Genomic DNA, 18,479 nt, shown 5'->3' with positions numbered 1-18,479 from the left:
GCCGAGCGGGCCGTACGGATGTTCCGTACGGGCCTGGCAGGACGGTCGGGGCCGCTGGCGGGACGGACCGGGCGGGGCCGCGGGCCGGGTGGGTCGGGACGGTCGGTGGTGCGGGTGGTTCAGGCAGAGCGGGCGGTGCGGGTGGGACGGGCGGTGCGGATGGTGCACCTGGGTGGGACGGGTGGTGCGGTCAGCCGCGGCGGGCGCGGCCGATGGGTCCGGTGGGACCGGTGGCCCGGGAAGGCGTGCTGGCTTCGGAACGGCCGGTTGCCTGGACGGGCGCGGTGGCCTGGGCGGGTGCCTGTGCTCTCCGCTCGGCCGTGGCGGAGAGCCGGATCAGCCGGGACTCGCAGTGGTCGAGCCAGCGGGCCTCGGCTTCGGTCTGGAAGATGAGCTGCTCCAGGACCAGGAGCCAGGCCACGTCGTCCCGCTCCCGACCGGAGCCCCGGCCCTCCAGCGCGGCCAGCGCCTGCGCCTTGAGGCGGGTGTAGTCCTGCATGGCCTTGACGGTGTGGTGCCGCTGGGCCTGGATCACCTCGCGGATGTCGACACCGGGTGCTCCGATCGCCATCGCCAGCTTGATGGACAGTTCGTCGCGCGGCGGACTGGTGCGGTCCACCGGCGCCTCGAACCAGCTCATCAGCTCGCGGCGGCCCGCGTCGGTGATGACGTAGAGGGCGTGGCCCGCTTCGTCCTCGCCGTCCTGGGCCACCATGCCGTCCCGTTCGAGGCGGTTGAGCGTGGTGTACACCTGGCCGACGTTCAACGGCCAGGTCGCCCCCGTACGCGCCTCGAACTCCGTACGGAGCTGAGACCCGTACCGAGGCCCGTGTTCTAGCAGGGCAAGCAGCCCGTGGCGGATCGACATACTCAGTATGTATACCCGGTATGGCGTCGCTCGGCCAACCGCCGCCAGATGGACCTTGGAGGTCCGACTCAAGGGGGAGGGGCGGAGTACGTACGGGGGAGTCCGCGGCGGCGGGCCCCTCTTCTGAGGGATCCCGCAGGGCTCAGCGACGCCTCAGCGACGCCTCAGCCGCAGGCCGAGGAAGCCGATGCCGAGCCCCATCAGGGCCATGCCGACGCCCAAGGACACGGGAGAAACCTGCTGTTCGGCCGCGGTGTCCACGGGCTGGGCCGGCCGTTGCCGGGCGGCGGTGGGCGCGTTGGCGGTCAGCTCGGGTTGCGGGTCGGCGACCGGGTCCAGCTCCGCGTCCGCCTCCGGATCGGCGTTCGGCTCCTGGTCCGCCGCGCCGTCCTGGGCACTGGGACGGGACTGTGACACGGACGCATCAACACCCCCGTCCGCGTCCCCGTCCGCGTCCGCGTCCCCGTCCCCGTCCCCGTCCGTGCCCGCGCTGGCGCCCGTGTCCGCGTCGGCGCTGCGGTCCGGCGTCCAGGGCTCCGCGGGCTGCGACTCGGCCGGCAGCGACGCGTCGGGGTCCGCTGACTGCGGGGCGCGGCCCGGCCGGGGGTGCCCCTCGCCCGCGAGCCGCCCCGCGAAGGACCCCGTGGGGTCGGGGGTGGCCGCGGCGGGCACGGCGGCGAACGAACCCCCGGGGGCCGCCGCGCCGGGCCCGAGGTCGTTCGCGTGGGAGAGCGGGGAGGCCAGCACCAGCAGCGAGCCGACGGTGATCGCGCAGCGCTTGCGGAGTGTGGGAATCACCGGGGTGAAGCCCCTCCCGTGCGGGCCGCTCGGTGGCGGCGGACGGCCGTGATCACGGACTCAGGTTCACACGGCGCCGTCTTTCCGGCATCTCGGGAGAAATCGCCCGACTTCAGGGCGAGCGAACCCCGGGCCGGGACCCGGCCCGGGGAAGGTCCTACGGCCTGCTCAGCCCGCCTTCCCGGTGGAGATCTTCAGCTCGAACTCCTGGCTCTTGGGGGTGACGGGCGTACGGCTGCTGGGGAACTGGTCGACCACCGCGTCCTTCGGGTACTGGGGGTTGTCGACCTCGGTGAGCCGCCACGTCCAGCCCGCCGCCCGCAGGCACTCCTTCACCGAGAGCACGTCCCGGTACCGCAGGTCGGGCGCGTACACCTTCGACGGGTCGTCGCTGTCCTCCGACGCGTCGGTGCACTTGTCGGCGTCGATCTTGCGCGTGCGGTCCGGCGGGATCACCGTGCCCGCGCCCCCGTCCGCGTCCGCGGACGCCGAGGCGGTCGGGTCACCGCCCCGGCCCGTGTCGTCGCCCTTGTCGTCCGGGTCCGCGAACGACTTGATGATGCCGACCACCAGGAACAGCCCGAGGACGGCGCTCACGATGATCAGCGCCGCGGTCTTGCCCCGCCCGCCCCGGCCGCTGCCCTGGCCGGCCCCGACCGTGTGCGGCTGCGGCGCGACGGCGTACGGCGCCGGCGTGGGCACCCCGTGCTGGCCGTGCTGGAGGGGGGTTCCGTGGGCGACGCCCCCGTGCCCCGTCTGGGCATAGCCCTGCGCGCCCTGCTGCGGATAGCCGTACGGCGGCGGCGTCCCCTGGACGGGCTGCTGTACGGGCGGCGGGGTCGCGGGCCCGTACGGCCCCGGCGTCGGGGCCGGCCCCGGCTGGTACGGCGCCTGCACGCCGTGCGGCGCGGCCCCCTGGGCCGTGCCCTGGCCCAGCGGCGGGAACACCGCGGAGCCCACGCCCGACCCGTTCGACGGCGCCGGGGTCCCGCTGACGATCACCGGCGCGGCGCTCTGGCCGGCGCCCGCGACCCGCAGGACCTCGGTGCGCATGGCGTCCGCGCCAGGGAAGCGCTCGTTCGGGTTCTTCCGCAGCGCGCGCAGCACGAGCGCGTCCATCGCCGGGGTGACCGAGCGGTTGATCGTGGAGGGCGCGACCGGCTCCTCCTGGACGTGTGCGTACGCGATCGCCAGCGGTGAGTCCGCGTCGAACGGCAGCCGCCCGGTGAGCAGCTGGAAGAGCATGATCCCGACCGAGTACAGGTCGGAGCGGGCGTCCACGGCCCGTCCGAGCGCCTGCTCGGGCGACAGGTACTGCGGGGTGCCGACCACCATGCCGGTCTGCGTCATGGAGGTGACGCCCGACTGCACGGCCCGCGCGATGCCGAAGTCCATCACCTTGACGACCCCGCGCTTGGTGATCATCACGTTGCCCGGCTTGATGTCCCGGTGGACGAGGCCGACCTCGTGGCTGCTCTCCAGCGCGGCCAGCACGTCCGCGGTGACCTTCAGCGCCCGGTCCGCGGGCATCGCGCCGTAGCTCTGCACGTCCGTCTGGAGCGCCGAGCCCAGCGGCTGACCCTCGACGTACTCCATGACGATGTACGGCATCGGCGAGCCGCCGAGCACGTCCTCGCCGGTGTCGAAGACGGACACGATGTTGGTGTGCGACAGGTTGGCGACGGCCTGCGCCTCGCGGCGGAACCGCTCGCGGAAGGACTGTTCGCGGCTCAGCTCGGTGTGGAGCGTCTTGATCGCCACCTGGCGGGCCAACGCCGTGTCGTAGGCGAGGTAGACGGACGCCATGCCGCCCTCGCCGAGCAGGTCGCGGAGTTCGTAGCGTCCGCCTGCGATCGAAGCGCCCACGTGGCGGCCCTGCACGCCGTCCTGGCTCATGGTTCTGCTTCCCCCTCGGCGTGAGGAGCCGGCGTGCCCGGGGGGCGCGCCCGTCGGCGGCTGCTCACGCGACGATCCGTTTCGATCCGCTCCGCGCTCGACCTGTGGTGCGTGTGGTGCCTGTGTGGTGTCCTGGGCGCCGGTGCCCGTGGTCGTGCGCCGGTGCCCCGGCCAGTCTGCCCGAGCCGCGCGCCGCGCCGTCAAGTCGGGTGCCCGTTCCGTGACCGTAACCACGCGAAGCGTCCCGGAAGCGTTACAGGAACACCACCGGAATTTGCGTGGCCGTGCTCACAGCGGGTTTGATGACCGGTCCGTCCCGGGCGGTCATGTCGTATGAAGGCTGTAGCGTGAGGCAACGGAACGCACTGCGGCTCCGTTATACAGACGCATCCCCTGACCGGAAGCCCCTACGAACCCCTCACAATCACCCAGAGCGCACGGCGGAACCCGCCGCGACGGCAAGTACGGCAGCACGACGGGCAGTACGCCGGCCCCGGCGACGACGCCGGCAAGAGCACCGGCGACAGCACTGGCACTGGACACGACAGCTCCACGGATAACGGACGGCGAGGACTGATGGCACCCGAACCCGAAGCAGGCGGCGGCGGTGTGCCGGACTCCGGGGACGCCTGGGGCGCCGGCGGACTGGTCGGTGACGGTCGGTACCGGCTGAGCTACCGCCTCGGACGCGGCGGCATGGCCGAGGTGTTCGCGGCCGAGGACGTACGGCTCGGCCGGGACGTCGCGGTGAAGCTGCTCCGTGCGGACCTCGCCGAGGACCCGATCGCCAAGGCCCGCTTCACCCGCGAGGCACAGTCCGTCGCCGGGCTGAACCACCACGCGATCGTGGCAGTTTACGACTCCGGCGAGGACGTGGTGGCCGGCCAGGCCGTCCCCTACATCGTGATGGAGAAGGTCGTCGGCCGGACGATCCGCGATCTGTTGATCAACGCGGAGGCGCCGCCGGTCGAGCAGGCGCTGATCATCGTCTCCGGCGTCCTGGAGGCCCTGGCCTACTCGCACCAGCACGGCATCGTGCACCGCGACATCAAGCCGGCCAACGTCATCATCACCGACTCCGGCGCCGTGAAGGTGATGGACTTCGGCATCGCCCGCGCCCTGCACGGCGCTTCGACGACGATGACGCAGACCGGCATGGTCATGGGCACCCCGCAGTACCTGTCGCCCGAGCAGGCGCTCGGCAAGGCGGTCGACCACCGCTCCGACCTGTACGCGACGGGCTGTCTGCTCTACGAACTGCTGGCGCTGCGCCCGCCGTTCACCGGCGAGACCCCGCTCTCCGTGGTGTACCAGCACGTCCAGGACACCCCGGTGCCGCCGTCCCAGGTGCTGGACTCGGTGCCGCCGGAGCTGGACGGCCTGGTGATGCGCTCCCTGGCGAAGGACCCGGACGACCGGTTCCAGAGTTCGGAGGAGATGCGCGGACTGGTGCAGTACGCGCTCCAGATGCTTCAGCAGGCGGGCGGCCACAGCGGCAGTTGGAACACCGGTCCGGTCGACGCGTACGGCCAGACCCAGGTCGGCGGCGGCCTGGCCGGCATGACCGGCGCGACCGCCGTGCACCCCGCGGCGCACGGCCACGGCGAGACCTCGCAGGGCCCGATCCTGCCGCCGGTGAATCCGGACGACGGCGGCTTCACCGGCTACAACGGCCGGCCGGGCGGCGGCCGTCGGCGCGGCAAGGTGTGGCTGGTCGCCGCACTCGCGGTGATCGCGGTCGTGGCGGGCGTCGCCTTCGCGCTGAAGGCGGCCGACAAGCCGGCGAAGCCCAAGCAGGACACCAAGGTCTCCGACGCGCCGACGCAGAAGGAGACCACCTCCCCGACGACCGAGACCGAGCCCTCGCAGGACGACGAGCGGGACGACACCCCCTCGTACCACAACACCCCGCGGTGGCCCACCTCCAGCAAGACGTACAAGCCGACGCAGGACGTGAAGCCCTCGGACGACGTCAAGCCGTCCGACGACGTGAAGCCCTCGGACGACGTCAAGCCGTCCGACGACACGCCCACCCAGCCCACCCAGTCGGAGGATCCGGGCTCGTCCGGCAACCCCGGCAATTCAGGCGGGCCGGACACGGGGGAGTCGCCCTAGGTCCAGACAGGACCTGAGGCAGGCCCCAGGGCCTTTCAGGACGCGAAGGCTTCGCGCACCGCCTCGTACTCCCTCGTCCACCACACCGCCAGGGCCGACACCGCAGCGAACTGCGGGTCGGCCCTTCGGTCGTTCAGCTGGTAGCGCCAGCGGAGTATCCAGAAGTCGTTGAGCCGCTCCCACCACACGCGGTGGACGGCGGCGGCGAGTTCGGAGGTGTCGGCACCGACGGCGTTGCGGTACGCCCGGGCGTACGTCCGCACCTTCGTCAGCTCCAACGCGCCCTCGGGCCGTACGAAGAAGATCGCGGCGGCCCGTACCGCCTCCTCGGCGCGCGGCTGGACGCCCAGCCGGTCCCAGTCGACGATCGCGGCCGGCTCGGCCCCGCGGTAGAGGAGGTTGAGGGGGTGGAAGTCGCCGTGCACCCAGCCGCCGGCGACGGCCGGCGGGGGGCGGGAGTCCGCGTGCAGCTCCAACAGGGTCCGCCGCTCCAGCAGTCGGTGTTCGGCGAGGAGGTCGAAGGAGTCCCGGTCGCGGGTGGCGCGGACGAGGGCGAGCAGCTCGTCGATGAGGGTGAAGGTGTCCTCGGGGTCGGCGCTCGCGTACCCGGCGGCCCCCGCGCCCGGTTCCCTCCCGTTCCCGTCGCCTTCGGTGCGGCCCATGACCTGTTCCAGACAGGTGTGCACCAGCCCGAGGAGCCCGCCGAGCCGGCGGCACTGGAGCGTGGAGAGGTGGGCGCCGTCGCGGTGGCGGCCGTCGATCCAGGGGTGCAGGGCGTAGCAGTCGCCGCCGATGACGGCGACGGTCTCGCCGTGGGCGTCGGTCACGGGCGGTGCGACGGGCACGCCGAGGCTCTGGAGGCGCTGGGTGACCCGGTGTTGTCGGGCGATGGCGCGGTGGTCGCCGTCGAGGTGGTGTTTGAGGAAGTACGCCCCCTCGGTCGTCGACAGCCGGTAACCGCGGTTGAGCAGCCCCAGCGTGACCGGTTCGCAGGACAGGGGCTCGCCGGGGCCGTCGTATCGGCGCAGCAGCGCGCCGAGGGGAGGAACGGCGGTGGCAAATGAGCGCAGCACGCGCCAGATGTTAGATCACGCAGCGTGTCCGTTGGGCTGCTCTTCGCAATAGTCGAGCGTGTGCAGGGTTACGAACTGAGGTTCTACGCGCATGAATACGGGCTCGAAGGGCTCGCCGTCGGCGCGCAGCGGGGGCCGGCCGAAGCGGCGGACCTCCTCGGGCGTCGGCTGGACGATGGCCGCGGTGCCGATGAACTGCACGGACCACATGGCGGAGGCGGGCGGCTGCGGGCCGGTGCCGGTGCCGTTGCCCGGGCTGCCGTCGGGGCCGCCGGTGGGGAGGCCGTCGGTGGTGAAGCCGTCCGCGCCGTACGCGACGACGCTGCCGTTGCAGGCGCGGTGGTAGCCGAAGCCGCGGTGGATGCGCAGCACGACGCCGCCGTTGCACACCACGTGGCGGGCGGGGGCGACGAAGGGCATCGCGCGCATGCTGGTGGCGAGCCGTCCGTACGAGACGCTGCCGAGCAGCTCCAGGGCGCGCAGTTCGTCCGCGCGCAGCTGCTCGTCGGTGCGTCCCTGCTCGTTCTCGTTCTCGTGTGCGCGCCCGTACCCGTACGCGTACCCGCGCTCGTCGGTGCGCACGTGCACGGCGCGGCGTTCCCCGACCCGGCGTTCCTCGGTGGACATGCGTTCCACTCTCGGTGACGGGAGGTCGGACGGGAAGGGGCGGGCGCCCCTCCTCGTGGAGGACGTAAGTCCCGTACGGGTGGGTCCGTCAGGGTTCGGCCGTTCGTGGTGCCGGGCCGGCGCCCCCTGGCCGGGGCGGTGCTCGGGGCGCGGGTGGTGCTCTGACGCGTGCGTCACGGAGCGTAAGGCTCGGTCTGGCCCGCCTTGCCCTGCGCCTGCATGCGCGCCACGTACGCCGCCGCCTGGGAGCGGCGCTCCATCCCCAGCTTGCTCAGCAGGCTCGACACGTAGTTCTTGATGGTCTTCTCGGCGAGGTGCAGCCGCTCGCCGATCGCCCGGTTGGTCATGCCCTCGCCGATGAGGTCCAGGATCCGGCGCTCCTGCTCGGTCAGCGCGGCCAGCCGGTCGTCCCGCTTGGGGCCGTTCCCGTCCCGCAGCCGCTCCAGCACCCGTGCGGTGGCGACCGGGTCGAGCAGCGAGCGGCCGGCGGCGACGTCCCGGACGGCCGAGAGCAGCTCGTTGCCGCGGATCGCCTTGAGCACGTATCCGGAGGCGCCGGCCATGATGGCGTCGAAGAGGGCCTCGTCGTCGGCGAAGGACGTCAACATCAGGCACTTCACCGACTCGTCCCGGGAGCGGATATCCCGGCACACCTCGACGCCGCTGCCGTCCGGCAGGCGTACGTCCAAAACGGCGACGTCCGGGCGGGTGGCCGGAATGCGGGCGAGGGCGTCCTCCGCGGTGCCGGCCTCGCCGACGACCACGATGTCGTCCTCCACGGAGAGCAGTTCGTGGACGCCCCGGCGGACGACTTCATGATCATCCAGCAGGAATACGGTGATTTTTCCTTCTTCGCGCACGCTTGCAGTCTCACACATCGACTCTTCCCGTGTGCCGGGTGCCCGGGATAACGTTCCCGTGTTCCCGGCGGTCCGCGAGGCCCCACCGAAAGGCCGCGTCAAGGCCCTGACCAGTCATTGTCACCCGTGCCTGCGACCCCACGACCGATTTACTTGGAAATCCAAGCAAAAATGCAGGTCAAATAGGGTTTCGCAGGAATGCGACGCACTGGGTAACGTGCATGGCACAGGGCGCTCGCCGGGACACCTGTCACGCCTGCTTCCGGCGCCGCACCCACCCCGTGCGGGGGTTCGAGAGCAGGTGAGCCTCCCCTTGCCCTCGGGGGCAGGGGCGACCCCAGGCTCCCGGCGAACCCGGGGACCGGACAGACGGAGGAGCACGCACGTGACCGTGGAGAGCACTGCCGCGCGCAAGCCGCGCCGCGGCAGCAAGCGCGTGAGCGCCGCGAAGAAACCACAGCGTTCCGAGCCCCAGCTCGTACAGCTGCTGAATCCCGAGGGCGAACGCGTCCAGGATCCCGACTTCGACCTCGAACTGACCCCCGACGAGCTGCGCGGACTGTACCGGGACATGGTCCTGACCCGCCGCTTCGACGCGGAGGCCACCGCACTCCAGCGCCAGGGCGAGCTGGGCCTGTGGGCCTCGCTGCTCGGCCAGGAGGCCGCCCAGATCGGCTCCGGCCGGGCCCTGCGCGACGACGACTACGTCTTCCCGACCTACCGCGAGCACGGCGTGGCCTGGTGCCGAGGGGTCGACCCGACGAACCTGCTGGGCATGTTCCGCGGGGTCAACAACGGCGGCTGGGACCCCAACACCAACAACTTCCACCTCTACACCATCGTCATCGGCTCGCAGACCCTGCACGCCACCGGCTACGCGATGGGCGTGGCCAAGGACGGCGCCGACTCCGCCGTGATCGCGTACTTCGGCGACGGGGCTTCCAGCCAGGGCGACGTCGCGGAGTCGTTCACCTTCTCCGCGGTCTACAACGCACCCGTGGTCTTCTTCTGCCAGAACAACCAGTGGGCCATCTCGGAGCCCACCGAGCGCCAGACCCGGGTGCCGCTCTACCAGCGCGCCCAGGGCTACGGCTTCCCCGGCGTCCGCGTCGACGGCAACGACGTCCTCGCCTGTTACGCGGTGACCCGCTGGGCGCTGGAGCGGGCCCGCCGCGGCGAGGGCCCCACCCTCGTGGAGGCGTTCACGTACCGGATGGGCGCGCACACCACCTCCGACGACCCCACCCGCTACCGCCACGACGACGAGCGCGCGGCCTGGGAGGCGAAGGACCCGATCCTGCGGCTGCGGCGCCACCTGGAGGCCCAGGGCCACGCCGACGAGGCGTACTTCGCCGCGCTGGAGGAGGAGAGCGACGCGCTCGCCAAGCGGGTGCGGGAGACGGTGCGGACCATGCCCGACCCCGATCCGATGGCGATGTTCGAGAACGTCTACGCCGACGGGCACGCGCTCGTCGACGAGGAGCGCGCCCAGTTCGCCGCGTACCAGGCGTCGTTCGCGGACGCCCCCGAGGGAGGGGAGAAGTGACCATGGCCGTACAGAAGCTTCCGATCGCGAAGGCCATCAACGCGTCCCTGCGCACGGCCCTGGAGAACGACCCCAAGGTCCTGGTCATGGGCGAGGACGTCGGCAAGCTCGGCGGCGTCTTCCGGGTCACCGACGGGCTCCAGAAGGACTTCGGCGAGGACCGGATCATCGACACCCCGCTCGCGGAGTCCGGGATCATCGGCACCGCGATCGGCCTGGCCCTGCGCGGCTACCGCCCGGTGGCGGAGATCCAGTTCGACGGGTTCGTCTTCCCGGCGTACGACCAGATCGTCACCCAGCTCGCGAAGATGCACGCGCGGGCGCTCGGCAAGGTCAAGCTGCCGGTCGTCATCCGCATCCCGTACGGCGGCGGCATCGGCGCGGTCGAGCACCACAGCGAGTCCCCCGAGGCGCTGTTCGCGCACGTCGCGGGCTTGAAGGTGATCTCACCCTCGAACGCGTCGGACGCGTACTGGATGCTCCAGCAGGCCATCCAGAGCGACGACCCGGTCATCTACTTCGAGCCCAAGCGGCGCTACTGGGAGAAGGGCGAGGTCGACACCGAGGCCATCCCCGGGCCGCTGCACACCGCGCGGGTGGTGCGCGAGGGCAGCCAGCTCACGCTCGCCGCGTACGGGCCGATGGTCCGGGTCTGCACCGAGGCGGCAGCGGCGGCGGCCGAGGAGGGCACCTCCATCGAGGTGCTCGACCTGCGCTCGATGTCCCCGATCGACTTCGACGCGATCCAGCGGTCGGTGGAGAAGACCCGGCGGCTGGTGGTGGTGCACGAGGCGCCGGTGTTCTACGGTTCCGGCGCGGAGATCGCCGCTCGCATCACGGAGCGGTGCTTCTACCACCTGGAGGCGCCGGTGCTGCGGGTGGGCGGCTTCCACGCGCCCTACCCGCCGGCGCGTCTGGAGGAGGAGTACCTGCCGGGACTGGACCGGGTGCTCGACGCCGTCGACCGCGCGCTGGCGTACTGAGGAATGAGGAGTGCCGAGACGATGACGGAGAACGCTTCCCTGCGCTACCGCGAGTTCAAGATGCCCGACGTGGGCGAGGGGCTCACGGAGGCGGAGATCCTCAAGTGGTACGTGCAGCCCGGCGACCGGGTCACCGACGGTCAGGTCGTGTGCGAGGTGGAGACGGCGAAGGCGGCGGTGGAGCTGCCGATCCCGTACGACGGGGTGGTGCACGAACTGCGCTACCCGGAGGGGACGACGGTCGACGTCGGCCAGGTGATCATCGCGGTCGACGTGGCGCCCGGCACGGCGTCGGAGGCCGCGCCGGCTGAGGCGGCGGCACCGGAGTCCGACACGGACGAGCCGAAGGGGCGCCAGCCGGTGCTCGTCGGGTACGGCGTGGCGGAGAGCTCCACGAAGCGCCGGGCGCGCAAGGCGCCGGCCGGATCGGGTGCGCCGGTCGCCGCGGCGACGGTGGCGGCTGCGGCGGCAGCGGCGGTCCAAGGCGAGCTGAACGGGCACGCGCCTGCGCCTCCCGCGCCTCCTGCTCCTGCTGTTTCTGCTGTTTCTGCTGAGCGTCCGCTGGCGAAGCCGCCCGTACGGAAGTTGGCCAAGGACCTCGGCGTCGACCTGACGCAGGTCGTCCCGACCGGCCCGGACGGGATCATCACCCGGGAGGACGTGCACGCGGCGGTCGCCCCGGCGGCCCCCGAGGCACCGGCGGCACCTGTCGCGGCGCCCGCGCCCGTGCCCGTACAGCAGGCGCCGCAGGCGCAACCGGTGGACCTCGGCGTCCGGGAGACCCGCATCCCCGTGAAGGGCGTGCGCAAGGCGACCGCGGCGGCGATGGTGAACAGCGCGTTCACCGCACCGCACGTCACCGAGTTCATCACGGTCGACATCACCCGCACGATGAAGCTCGTCGAAGAGCTGAAGTCCGACCGGGACATGACGGGGCTACGGATCAACCCCCTGCTGATCATCGCCAGGGCGCTGCTGGTCGCGGTGAAGCGCAACCCCGGCGTCAACGCGTCCTGGGACGAGGCCGCGCAGGAGATCGTGCAGAAGCACTACGTCAACCTGGGCATCGCGGCGGCCACCCCGCGCGGTCTCATCGTGCCGAACATCAAGGACGCGCACGCCAAGACCCTGCCGGAGCTGGCCGGTGCGCTGGCGGAGCTGGTCTCCGTGGCCCGGGACGGCAAGACGACGCCGGCGGCGATGCAGGGCGGCACGATCACCATCACCAACGTCGGCGTCTTCGGCGTCGACACCGGCACGCCGATCCTGAACCCGGGCGAGTCGGCGATCCTGGCCGTGGGCGCGATCAAGCTCCAGCCCTGGGTCCACAAGGGCAAGGTGAAGGCCCGCCAGGTGACCACGCTCGGCCTGTCCTTCGACCACCGCCTGGTCGACGGCGAGTTGGGTTCGAGGTTCCTCGCGGACGTCGCGGCGATACTGGAGAACCCGAAGAGGCTGATCACCTGGGGCTAGGTGTATTGCCCTGTGAGGTTGGGGACGGCGGCGCACAGCGTCGGGTTGCACCGGGCAGCCTGTGCCGCTGCCGCCGTTCCCCTGCGGCCCGCCTACGGCTGGTCGCGCAGTTCCTCCCATGGGGGACTCTCCGGGGCCCCAAACGCCTTGCTCTCAGGCCGCAGCCTGCGCGAGCCGCCGGCCAGCCCACGGCCCCCTGAACATGCCCGACCCCAACCAGACAGGACACCGGCCGAAGCCGCTCCGGCCGACCGCGCTGGATGCCGCGCCTGCATGGGCGAACGGTCAAAGCGGGGGCGGTAGTTGGCGTGTGCCTGCGGAGGCGCTGAAGCGCTGCGCCGGTGTGGTGTGGCTGTAGCCCAGGCAGATCAGTCCTTCGGCTTGGCACAGGCTGTCGGATGGGCCGCCGATCTCGGTCTGGAGGAGCTGGTAGGAGGCGCCGTGGGACTGGCCCCACTGCATCGCGGCCCGCCACAGAGCACGGCCCAGGCCCTGCCCTCGCGCCTGGGGGAGGACGGCGAAGTACTGAGGCATGAGCTGGGGGCATCCGATCGCGTCGGGGCGTACTTCCATGGGACCGATCGCGCCGACGATGCTGTTCTCGACGGCGGCGGCGAGGACCGGGCCGCACCGACCTGCCTGCACTTGGGTGTGGAGGAAGGCCAGGCCATCGGCGGCCATGGCCGTGGCGAACGGCGCGAAGGTCTCCTGCACGGCGGTCGGCCAGTCGGTGACGGGGCGGACCGGACCGCCGGGGTCAGGGCACGGGCCGGTGGTGAAGTCCTTCAGCTGGATACGGGTGCCGCGCGGGAAGCCGGTCTCGGGGCCCAGCAGGCGCACAACCCGGGCCTTCATCGCGTCGTGCACGGCGGCGAGCTTCACCGCCAGCTCGGCGGCTTCATCCACGACGCTGTCGCGGTGTCCGTAGGCGAAGACCTTGACGGTGCCGCGTCCACGCCGGGTCAGGGTGGGGATGAGGGTGTGGTCGGGCTGGTGGACCACAGCATCACGGAGAACCGTCTCGCTCTTCTCGCTGCTCCACCGTCGGTCCTTGTCGTAGTGGAGGAAAGACCGGTCAGTGACGGCCGCCCTCAGAGTGTCCTCGAACAGGTCGACGGTGAGCGCGTGGGGGTGAACGGGGCCGAGAGTCGGCACGATTGGCGCGGTCAGTACCGGCCGGAGCCAGTCCCAGCGGAAGAACATGAGCGGCACCCTAGCGGTCGGGCGATCAGCGCTTAGGCCCCGACGCGAACACGCCAGGGCCTGTGCGGAACCGATTGGACCTGTCGGTCAGTGGGGGTTGTCGTCGCCGGCGTCGCAGGAGCATTCGGCGCTCTCCACGACATCGTCCAGGTCCAGGACTGCGGTCACCGTGAGCGCGGCGACAGGCGGCGCCGCGCGGCGCGCCGAGGCCGGCGGGCCCGGCAGAAGGTTCACCAGTACGGGCGGGGTCATGACGCGTTCTCCTTGTCTCCGTGTTGGCAGTAGCTGTGCAGCGGCGCCTTGGCTTCCTGGTAGTGCTTGGCCAGGGGGCGGCAGACCCGGCAGGTGCCGGACAGGGCGCAGCCCTCGCACCCTCCGGTGCGAAGCATGAGGCGGTCGGCGATGGCGCCGAGCCGGGTGAGGCCGTCGATGCCCTCGGCCATGAGGTCGATCTGGTCGTCCCGGCCGACCTTGCAGATCGACACCTTGGCATGCGGGTCGGCGTGGAAGAAGGTGTGTCCCGCGTTGCATCCGGCGAACGGCTTGCGCTGCCGCAGATGGGCGGCGGACTGAGCAAGCAGCGGATCGCCGCCGCCGTAGATCGTGGGCGTCATGTTCGTGTAGGCGTGGTTCTCGACGTTCCACTCCTCGGCCAGGGCGGCCATCTCGTCGGCCTCCGAGGCGTTGTCCTCGGTCACCACGAGGTTGATGCGCAGCGGCACCCCCGCCTCGCGTGCGGCGTCCATGCCGCGCCGGAACGCCTTCCACGCACCACGGCGCTGGGTGAGCACGTCGAAGGACTCCTCGCTCGCCCCGTACATGCTGACGACCAACCGGTAGGGCGGGCAGTCCCGAAAGAGCTTGAGGAGGTCCGGCCGCCAGAGCAGCGAGCCGTTGGTGGAGATGGTGAGCATCATCCCGGCCTGCCAGGCGTACCGGTAAGCACCCTGGAAGTCAGGGTCCATGGTGGGCTCACCGCCGGTGATCTGGAGCCAGAGCACACCAGCCTCGCGCATGATGTCCAGCAGCCTCACCTTGTCCTCCCAGCCAAGGCCCGAGAAGGGACGCTCGCCGAGGTAGCAGTGCTTGCAGCCGAAGTTGCAGCCGAGGTTGATCTCCCAGGAGGCACGGCAGTAGCCGTACGGGGACGGCTCGCGCACCAGCACCGTGCCCTGCGCGGGTCGGCCGCTCAGGTCGATACCCCACACGTCAGCGGCAGTCTGCACCGTCCAGGAGGGCAGACTCTCACCGCCGGCGGCCTGTCGTAGGCCCTCGTAGTGGCCGACCGGGATGCGGGCACCAGCCCTCGCTCCGGGCTTGAGGAGTAGGTGCCCGTCGAGGAACGGGGATGCGATCAGGACGTGGGCCATCAACGGCCTTCTTTCAAGATCGTGGAACGTGACGGCAAGGGTGGGCCCTGACGGCCGGCGCGGCAGTAGATCTCGCCGAACCCGTCGTACGAACACGCTTCTTGGTGGACACCGCGCCTCTCCTCGGTCTCGGTCGGGCACTGCACTCCAGGGGACGCAGCGGCCACAGGCGTGACGTTACGGACGGCCCCACGGCCTGCCGCGAGGGGGAGACCGCCCTCTCCTGGCGGGCTGAGATCAGTCAACTCCGCTGGCCGGACGCCCAACAGGGCATTCCGCTGGGCACGTTGTAGGCAGTCAGAAGGCAGATTGCGGCTACGCTTTCGGCGCCCGACTCGACCAGCGGACGGCGGGATGATGGCAAACGAGGCTCTTCGCAGACGCAGAAATGCCCAGCGATGGACTCAGGCCCAGGTCGCGGAGCGCGTCTGCGCTCAGGTCCGGGCAGCCACCGGGCGGGACCCGGAGCTTGATGCGAACTGGGTCTCCCGCCTTGAGCGTGGAGCCATCACGTGGCCTTCCGGCGACTACAGGGCCGCCCTGTGCGCGGTGTTCCAGGTCACCAGCGAGGCGGAGCTGGACCTCTCCCCGAAGGGGTCCGCCGCACCGGAAGGTACGCCGGCCGCTGAGGCTCCGCCTGATGATGTCCGATCCCTGGGCGCCGATGCGGAGCTGTCCGCTCGGCTGGCTCGGCATGCGGCGGAGACCAACGTCAACGCCCTCGTGCTGGAGCAGTTCGACGCTGACGTGGACCGACTCGCCCGTGACTTCGTCAGCCGGCCTCTGCCTCTCCTTGTTCCGGAGATCCGCGCGGTTCGGGGTGAGGTGTTCCGGTTACTGGAGGGCCGACAGCACCCCCGTCAGACCCGTCACTTGTACGTGGTCGCGGGGTGGCTATCCGGTCTCGCGGCGCACGTGTCGCTCGACCTGGGGGACCGTTCCGCCGCAGCTACGCATGCCCGCACCGTGGTGCAGTGCGCGGAGATCTCGGAGCACTCACCGTTACGCGCATGGGCACGGTCGTTCCAGTCACTGGCCGCATATTGGGCGGGGGACTACCGGCGGGCAGGAGACCTTGCGCAGGCCGGGCAGAGCGAGCGTCGAGGCCCCGGCACGGGAACGATCAAGGCCCGGCTGCTGAGCTTGGAGGCACGTGCCCGCGCAGCCGAAGGGGACAACCACAGCGCACTGCGGATACTTGCACTGGCCCATGAGGCACGTGGTGCTGCGGGACCCGACGAGCTACCCGGGGTCTTCTCGTTTCCCGAGGCCAAGCAGTGGGCCTACGCCGGTACCACCCTGTTGGCCGCCGGGGGAGAGGAGGAGATCCGGCACGCCATAAGCGCGTCCAATCGCGCCGTGGAGCTGTACCAGGCCGGGCCGGAACGCGACCGCTCCCCCGGCGATCTACAGGCTGCCCATCTGGACCTGGCCACGGCCTACCTTGCCAGCGGTGAGGTTGAGGGAGCCGGTGCGAAGCTCTCGGAGGTGCTCACCGCCGAGGGATACACGGCGAGCATCACCATCAGGCTCCGCAATCTGGCCGCGCTCCTCGGAAGCGAGCCGTACCGTGGCGCACAGTCGGCAGTCGATCTCCGCGCGCACATTCACGAGGTGACCGTCCGGCCCGCTCTCACCAGCAACGCCACGGAGTCCCGATGACCGCTCATCCCCCGCATGATCGTTTGGTCACCGATCGCAACCTTCTTTCCTCCAAGGCGTACGGCACGGGTCAGCACCTGGCCGCCCGCCAGTCCCTCTACCAATGGCAGACCCCGAGTCATGATCTTCCGGGCATCGTCGTGAACGAACTGGCCGGCATACGCGGTGCGGTCGCGGACGCGGGGTGCGGTAACGGGAAGTTCGTCGCCCGGGTGCGGGAGAACCGTCCCGACCTGAACGTGCTGCCCATGGACGTCTCTCACGGCATCCTCGGCGCCATCCCCGGAGCAGTCGTCGCGGACGTCCAACAGTTGCCCATCGCGGATGGAGCCCTCGGCGCGGTTCTTGCGCTGCACATGCTGTACCACGTCAAGGACCAGGCACAGGCCGTACGGGAGCTGGGCCGCGTTCTGGCGCCCGGCGGCATCGCAGTTGTCTCCACCAACAGCCGGACCGACAAGCGGGAACTGGAGCACCTTTGGCGCCGGGCCGCGGGCGACGTGCTGGGCATCCAGGAGGGGCCGGCCCGGGTGCAACTGTCCGCCCGCTTCACCCTGGAGGACGCGCCGGCGATCCTCGGTACGGTCTTCGGCGAGATCCGTACGATCCCCCTCCCCGGGGTGATCGAGGTGACCGACGCCGAACCGGTCGTCGCGCACTTGGCCTCGTACGAGGCGTGGGCGGACAGGATGGGCGTTCCGTTCCTGGAGACGATCGAGCGCGCGCGAGAGCGGGTCAACGAGGCCATTGAGGCAGAAGGCGCCTTTCGCATCACCTGCCTGGGCGGCATACTCGTCTGCCGATGAGTCCTGCCACCACGCAGCCTGCGCGTGTCTGCCCCTCAATGCGTCCTGGGACGAGGCCGCGCGGTCTGATCGTGCCGAACATCAAGGACGCGCACACGCCCTCTGGGCGTGGGGGGACCCTCACCTGCGCCCTATGGGCACGGGGGACCGACTAAGTCCGCACCCGAACCCCGTGCCGTCGCAGCCGGTGGATCTCCCACCAGGCCAGCGCCGTCACCGACAGCGGGCCGCCGAGGAACGCGCAGACCGCGAGTGGGACGGGGCCCGGCGGGAGGCCGCCCGTCGCCAGGCCGAAGAAGGCGAAGACCCAGACCAGGACGGCGGTGACCAGCGCGGGTAGCGCCGCGTGCAGGGCGGTCAGGTTGAAGGCGTGACGCAGCGCCGGGCCGGAGGAGAAGCCGACGAAGTAGACCAGCCACCAGAACGGCGTCCAGAGCGCGAAGAACACGAACAGCAGGAACACCCCGAGCAGCAGCCCGGACCCGCCCTCGAACCGGTTCGGCGCCAGCCAACCCATCGTCTGGAACGCCACCACGGCAAACAGCGGGATCAGGCTCCAGGCACCGAAGTACCACAAGGCTGACCGGCCGGCCGGCCACAGATTCGTCCGCATGGCCCGCCGCGTCCCGGGCCTGGCCGCGCAGAAGAACAGCGCCACGACCACCACGGCACTCAACAGCGCGCCCCAGGGCGTGAGGAACAGCCGCAGCGTGAGCTGTACCTGCGCCTCCTCGACGTCTTCGAAGTCGCCGAACACGGCCAGTACCGCCACCGACATGACGAGGCCCACCCAGGCCCGTACCCGCTGCACCCGGAGCAGTGGGGCGTCCTCGACGTGCCCTTCCGGGCGTACGGGGAAGATCCGGCGCGCCACCCGGCGGGCCGTACGCGCCGACGCGTAGCCGAGCAGCAGCGGCACGGTCAGCCACCACAGGCACGGAAGGGCCAGCACCAGCACCAGCCCGGGGGGCATCCCTCGTACCACCTCGCCCAGCGGTGGCCACTCGTCCTCACGAATCCGTTGCCACGGCGACGGAAACGGCTGCGGCGGATCGACACTCATGAGCGTCCCTTCGACGGTCGGGAAGAGGAACGCGATCCGACCGGCAGCGGTTCCCGACCGACGAGCCGTTCCCCCAACAAGCCATTGGACTGTGCCCGTTCGTACCGGCCAGGGCGTGCCCGCGGGCAGCGAAGAG

16 protein-coding genes are annotated in these 18,479 nt (G+C 71.1%); 6 read left to right on the top strand and 10 right to left on the bottom strand.

Annotation, left to right across the window (positions count from 1 at the left end):
• Window positions 1–190: 190 nt before the first annotated feature.
• From AB0E05_RS24460 to AB0E05_RS24450, 3 genes are all read right to left on the bottom strand, one after another.
• A complete protein-coding gene (locus AB0E05_RS24460) occupies window positions 191–868 on the bottom strand; it encodes a PadR family transcriptional regulator (protein ID WP_361967013.1) in 678 nt (225 codons plus the stop codon).
• A gap of 153 nt (window positions 869–1,021) precedes the next feature.
• Entirely contained in the window at window positions 1,022–1,666 is a 645-nt protein-coding gene (locus tag AB0E05_RS24455) for a hypothetical protein (protein ID WP_361967011.1), read from the bottom strand.
• 168 nt (window positions 1,667–1,834) lie between these two features.
• A complete protein-coding gene (locus AB0E05_RS24450; protein WP_361967009.1) occupies window positions 1,835–3,562 on the bottom strand; it encodes a protein kinase in 1,728 nt (575 codons plus the stop codon).
• A 576-nt stretch (window positions 3,563–4,138) separates the two neighbouring features.
• Here AB0E05_RS24450 and AB0E05_RS24445 point away from each other — a divergent pair.
• Window positions 4,139–5,677 carry a protein kinase gene (locus tag AB0E05_RS24445; RefSeq protein ID WP_361967007.1) on the top strand — a complete coding sequence of 513 codons (1,539 nt, stop codon included), beginning with the start codon at window positions 4,139–4,141 and terminating at the stop codon, window positions 5,675–5,677.
• Between the two features lie 35 nt (window positions 5,678–5,712).
• Here the strand turns inward: AB0E05_RS24445 and AB0E05_RS24440 are convergent, their stop codons facing one another.
• The 3 genes from AB0E05_RS24440 to AB0E05_RS24430 form a co-directional block, all read right to left on the bottom strand.
• Entirely contained in the window at window positions 5,713–6,750 is a 1,038-nt protein-coding gene (locus AB0E05_RS24440) for a phosphotransferase (RefSeq protein WP_361967005.1), read from the bottom strand.
• Between the two features lie 15 nt (window positions 6,751–6,765).
• Window positions 6,766–7,248 carry a pyridoxamine 5'-phosphate oxidase family protein gene (locus AB0E05_RS24435; protein WP_361967137.1) on the bottom strand — a complete coding sequence of 161 codons (483 nt, stop codon included), beginning with the start codon at window positions 7,246–7,248 and terminating at the stop codon, window positions 6,766–6,768.
• A gap of 302 nt (window positions 7,249–7,550) precedes the next feature.
• Window positions 7,551–8,237 (bottom strand): response regulator transcription factor, encoded by a 687-nt coding sequence (locus AB0E05_RS24430; RefSeq protein WP_361967003.1) that lies wholly within the window; start codon window positions 8,235–8,237, stop codon window positions 7,551–7,553.
• Window positions 8,238–8,622: 385 nt separating this feature from the next.
• Between AB0E05_RS24430 and pdhA the strand changes: the two genes are divergently transcribed.
• The 3 genes from pdhA to AB0E05_RS24415 are packed head-to-tail and all read left to right on the top strand — an operon-like array spanning window position 8,623 to window position 12,239.
• Window positions 8,623–9,783 (top strand): pyruvate dehydrogenase (acetyl-transferring) E1 component subunit alpha, encoded by a 1,161-nt coding sequence (gene pdhA, locus AB0E05_RS24425; protein ID WP_361967001.1) that lies wholly within the window; start codon window positions 8,623–8,625, stop codon window positions 9,781–9,783.
• A 2-nt stretch (window positions 9,784–9,785) separates the two neighbouring features.
• Window positions 9,786–10,766, top strand: a complete 981-nt coding sequence (locus AB0E05_RS24420; protein ID WP_361966999.1) for an alpha-ketoacid dehydrogenase subunit beta — start codon at window positions 9,786–9,788, stop codon at window positions 10,764–10,766.
• A gap of 21 nt (window positions 10,767–10,787) precedes the next feature.
• Window positions 10,788–12,239: a dihydrolipoamide acetyltransferase family protein gene (locus tag AB0E05_RS24415; RefSeq protein ID WP_361966997.1), complete on the top strand. Its 1,452-nt coding sequence runs from the start codon at window positions 10,788–10,790 to the stop codon at window positions 12,237–12,239.
• A gap of 285 nt (window positions 12,240–12,524) precedes the next feature.
• Here the strand turns inward: AB0E05_RS24415 and AB0E05_RS24410 are convergent, their stop codons facing one another.
• The 3 genes from AB0E05_RS24410 to AB0E05_RS24400 form a co-directional block, all read right to left on the bottom strand.
• Window positions 12,525–13,442 carry a GNAT family N-acetyltransferase gene (locus AB0E05_RS24410; RefSeq protein WP_361966995.1) on the bottom strand — a complete coding sequence of 306 codons (918 nt, stop codon included), beginning with the start codon at window positions 13,440–13,442 and terminating at the stop codon, window positions 12,525–12,527.
• An 87-nt stretch (window positions 13,443–13,529) separates the two neighbouring features.
• Entirely contained in the window at window positions 13,530–13,694 is a 165-nt protein-coding gene (locus tag AB0E05_RS24405) for a hypothetical protein (RefSeq protein ID WP_361966992.1), read from the bottom strand.
• Entirely contained in the window at window positions 13,691–14,812 is a 1,122-nt protein-coding gene (locus AB0E05_RS24400) for a radical SAM protein (RefSeq protein WP_361966989.1), read from the bottom strand. The genes AB0E05_RS24405 and AB0E05_RS24400 overlap by 4 nt, the downstream gene beginning before the upstream one ends.
• Window positions 14,813–15,166: 354 nt before the next feature.
• On the opposite strand from AB0E05_RS24400, the gene AB0E05_RS24395 reads away from it, so the two are divergent.
• Window positions 15,167–16,474 carry a helix-turn-helix transcriptional regulator gene (locus tag AB0E05_RS24395; protein ID WP_361966986.1) on the top strand — a complete coding sequence of 436 codons (1,308 nt, stop codon included), beginning with the start codon at window positions 15,167–15,169 and terminating at the stop codon, window positions 16,472–16,474.
• Window positions 16,471–17,280, top strand: coding sequence for a class I SAM-dependent methyltransferase (locus AB0E05_RS24390; protein WP_361966983.1), 810 nt, complete (start codon window positions 16,471–16,473; stop codon window positions 17,278–17,280). The genes AB0E05_RS24395 and AB0E05_RS24390 overlap by 4 nt, the downstream gene beginning before the upstream one ends.
• Window positions 17,281–17,431: 151 nt before the next feature.
• On the opposite strand, the gene AB0E05_RS24385 is transcribed toward AB0E05_RS24390, so the two are convergent.
• The gene (locus tag AB0E05_RS24385; RefSeq protein WP_361966980.1) at window positions 17,432–18,253 is read right to left on the bottom strand and encodes a hypothetical protein; all 822 of its coding nucleotides are present in this window, start codon (window positions 18,251–18,253) and stop codon (window positions 17,432–17,434) included.
• Between the last annotated feature and the right edge of the window lie 226 nt (window positions 18,254–18,479).

Source organism: Streptomyces sp. NPDC048057 (assembly GCF_040653095.1).
Classification (GTDB): Bacteria; Actinomycetota; Actinomycetes; order Streptomycetales; family Streptomycetaceae; genus Streptomyces.
This window is presented reverse-complemented; position numbering and strand designations above follow the sequence as displayed.

Bases quoted from the DNA above. Each gene is read 5' to 3' on its own strand.
- AB0E05_RS24395 (WP_361966986.1), top strand. From the start codon at position 15,167: ATGATGGCAAACGAGGCTCTTCGCAGACGCAGAAATGCCCAGCGATGG.
- AB0E05_RS24420 (WP_361966999.1), top strand. From the start codon at position 9,786: ATGGCCGTACAGAAGCTTCCGATCGCGAAGGCCATCAACGCGTCCCTG.
- AB0E05_RS24405 (WP_361966992.1), bottom strand. From the start codon at position 13,694: ATGACCCCGCCCGTACTGGTGAACCTTCTGCCGGGCCCGCCGGCCTCG.
- AB0E05_RS24445 (WP_361967007.1), top strand. From the start codon at position 4,139: ATGGCACCCGAACCCGAAGCAGGCGGCGGCGGTGTGCCGGACTCCGGG.
- AB0E05_RS24450 (WP_361967009.1), bottom strand. From the start codon at position 3,562: ATGAGCCAGGACGGCGTGCAGGGCCGCCACGTGGGCGCTTCGATCGCA.
- AB0E05_RS24415 (WP_361966997.1), top strand. From the start codon at position 10,788: ATGACGGAGAACGCTTCCCTGCGCTACCGCGAGTTCAAGATGCCCGAC.
- AB0E05_RS24460 (WP_361967013.1), bottom strand. From the start codon at position 868: ATGTCGATCCGCCACGGGCTGCTTGCCCTGCTAGAACACGGGCCTCGG.
- AB0E05_RS24410 (WP_361966995.1), bottom strand. From the start codon at position 13,442: ATGTTCTTCCGCTGGGACTGGCTCCGGCCGGTACTGACCGCGCCAATC.
- AB0E05_RS24400 (WP_361966989.1), bottom strand. From the start codon at position 14,812: ATGGCCCACGTCCTGATCGCATCCCCGTTCCTCGACGGGCACCTACTC.
- AB0E05_RS24385 (WP_361966980.1), bottom strand. From the start codon at position 18,253: ATGCCCCCCGGGCTGGTGCTGGTGCTGGCCCTTCCGTGCCTGTGGTGG.
- AB0E05_RS24390 (WP_361966983.1), top strand. From the start codon at position 16,471: ATGACCGCTCATCCCCCGCATGATCGTTTGGTCACCGATCGCAACCTT.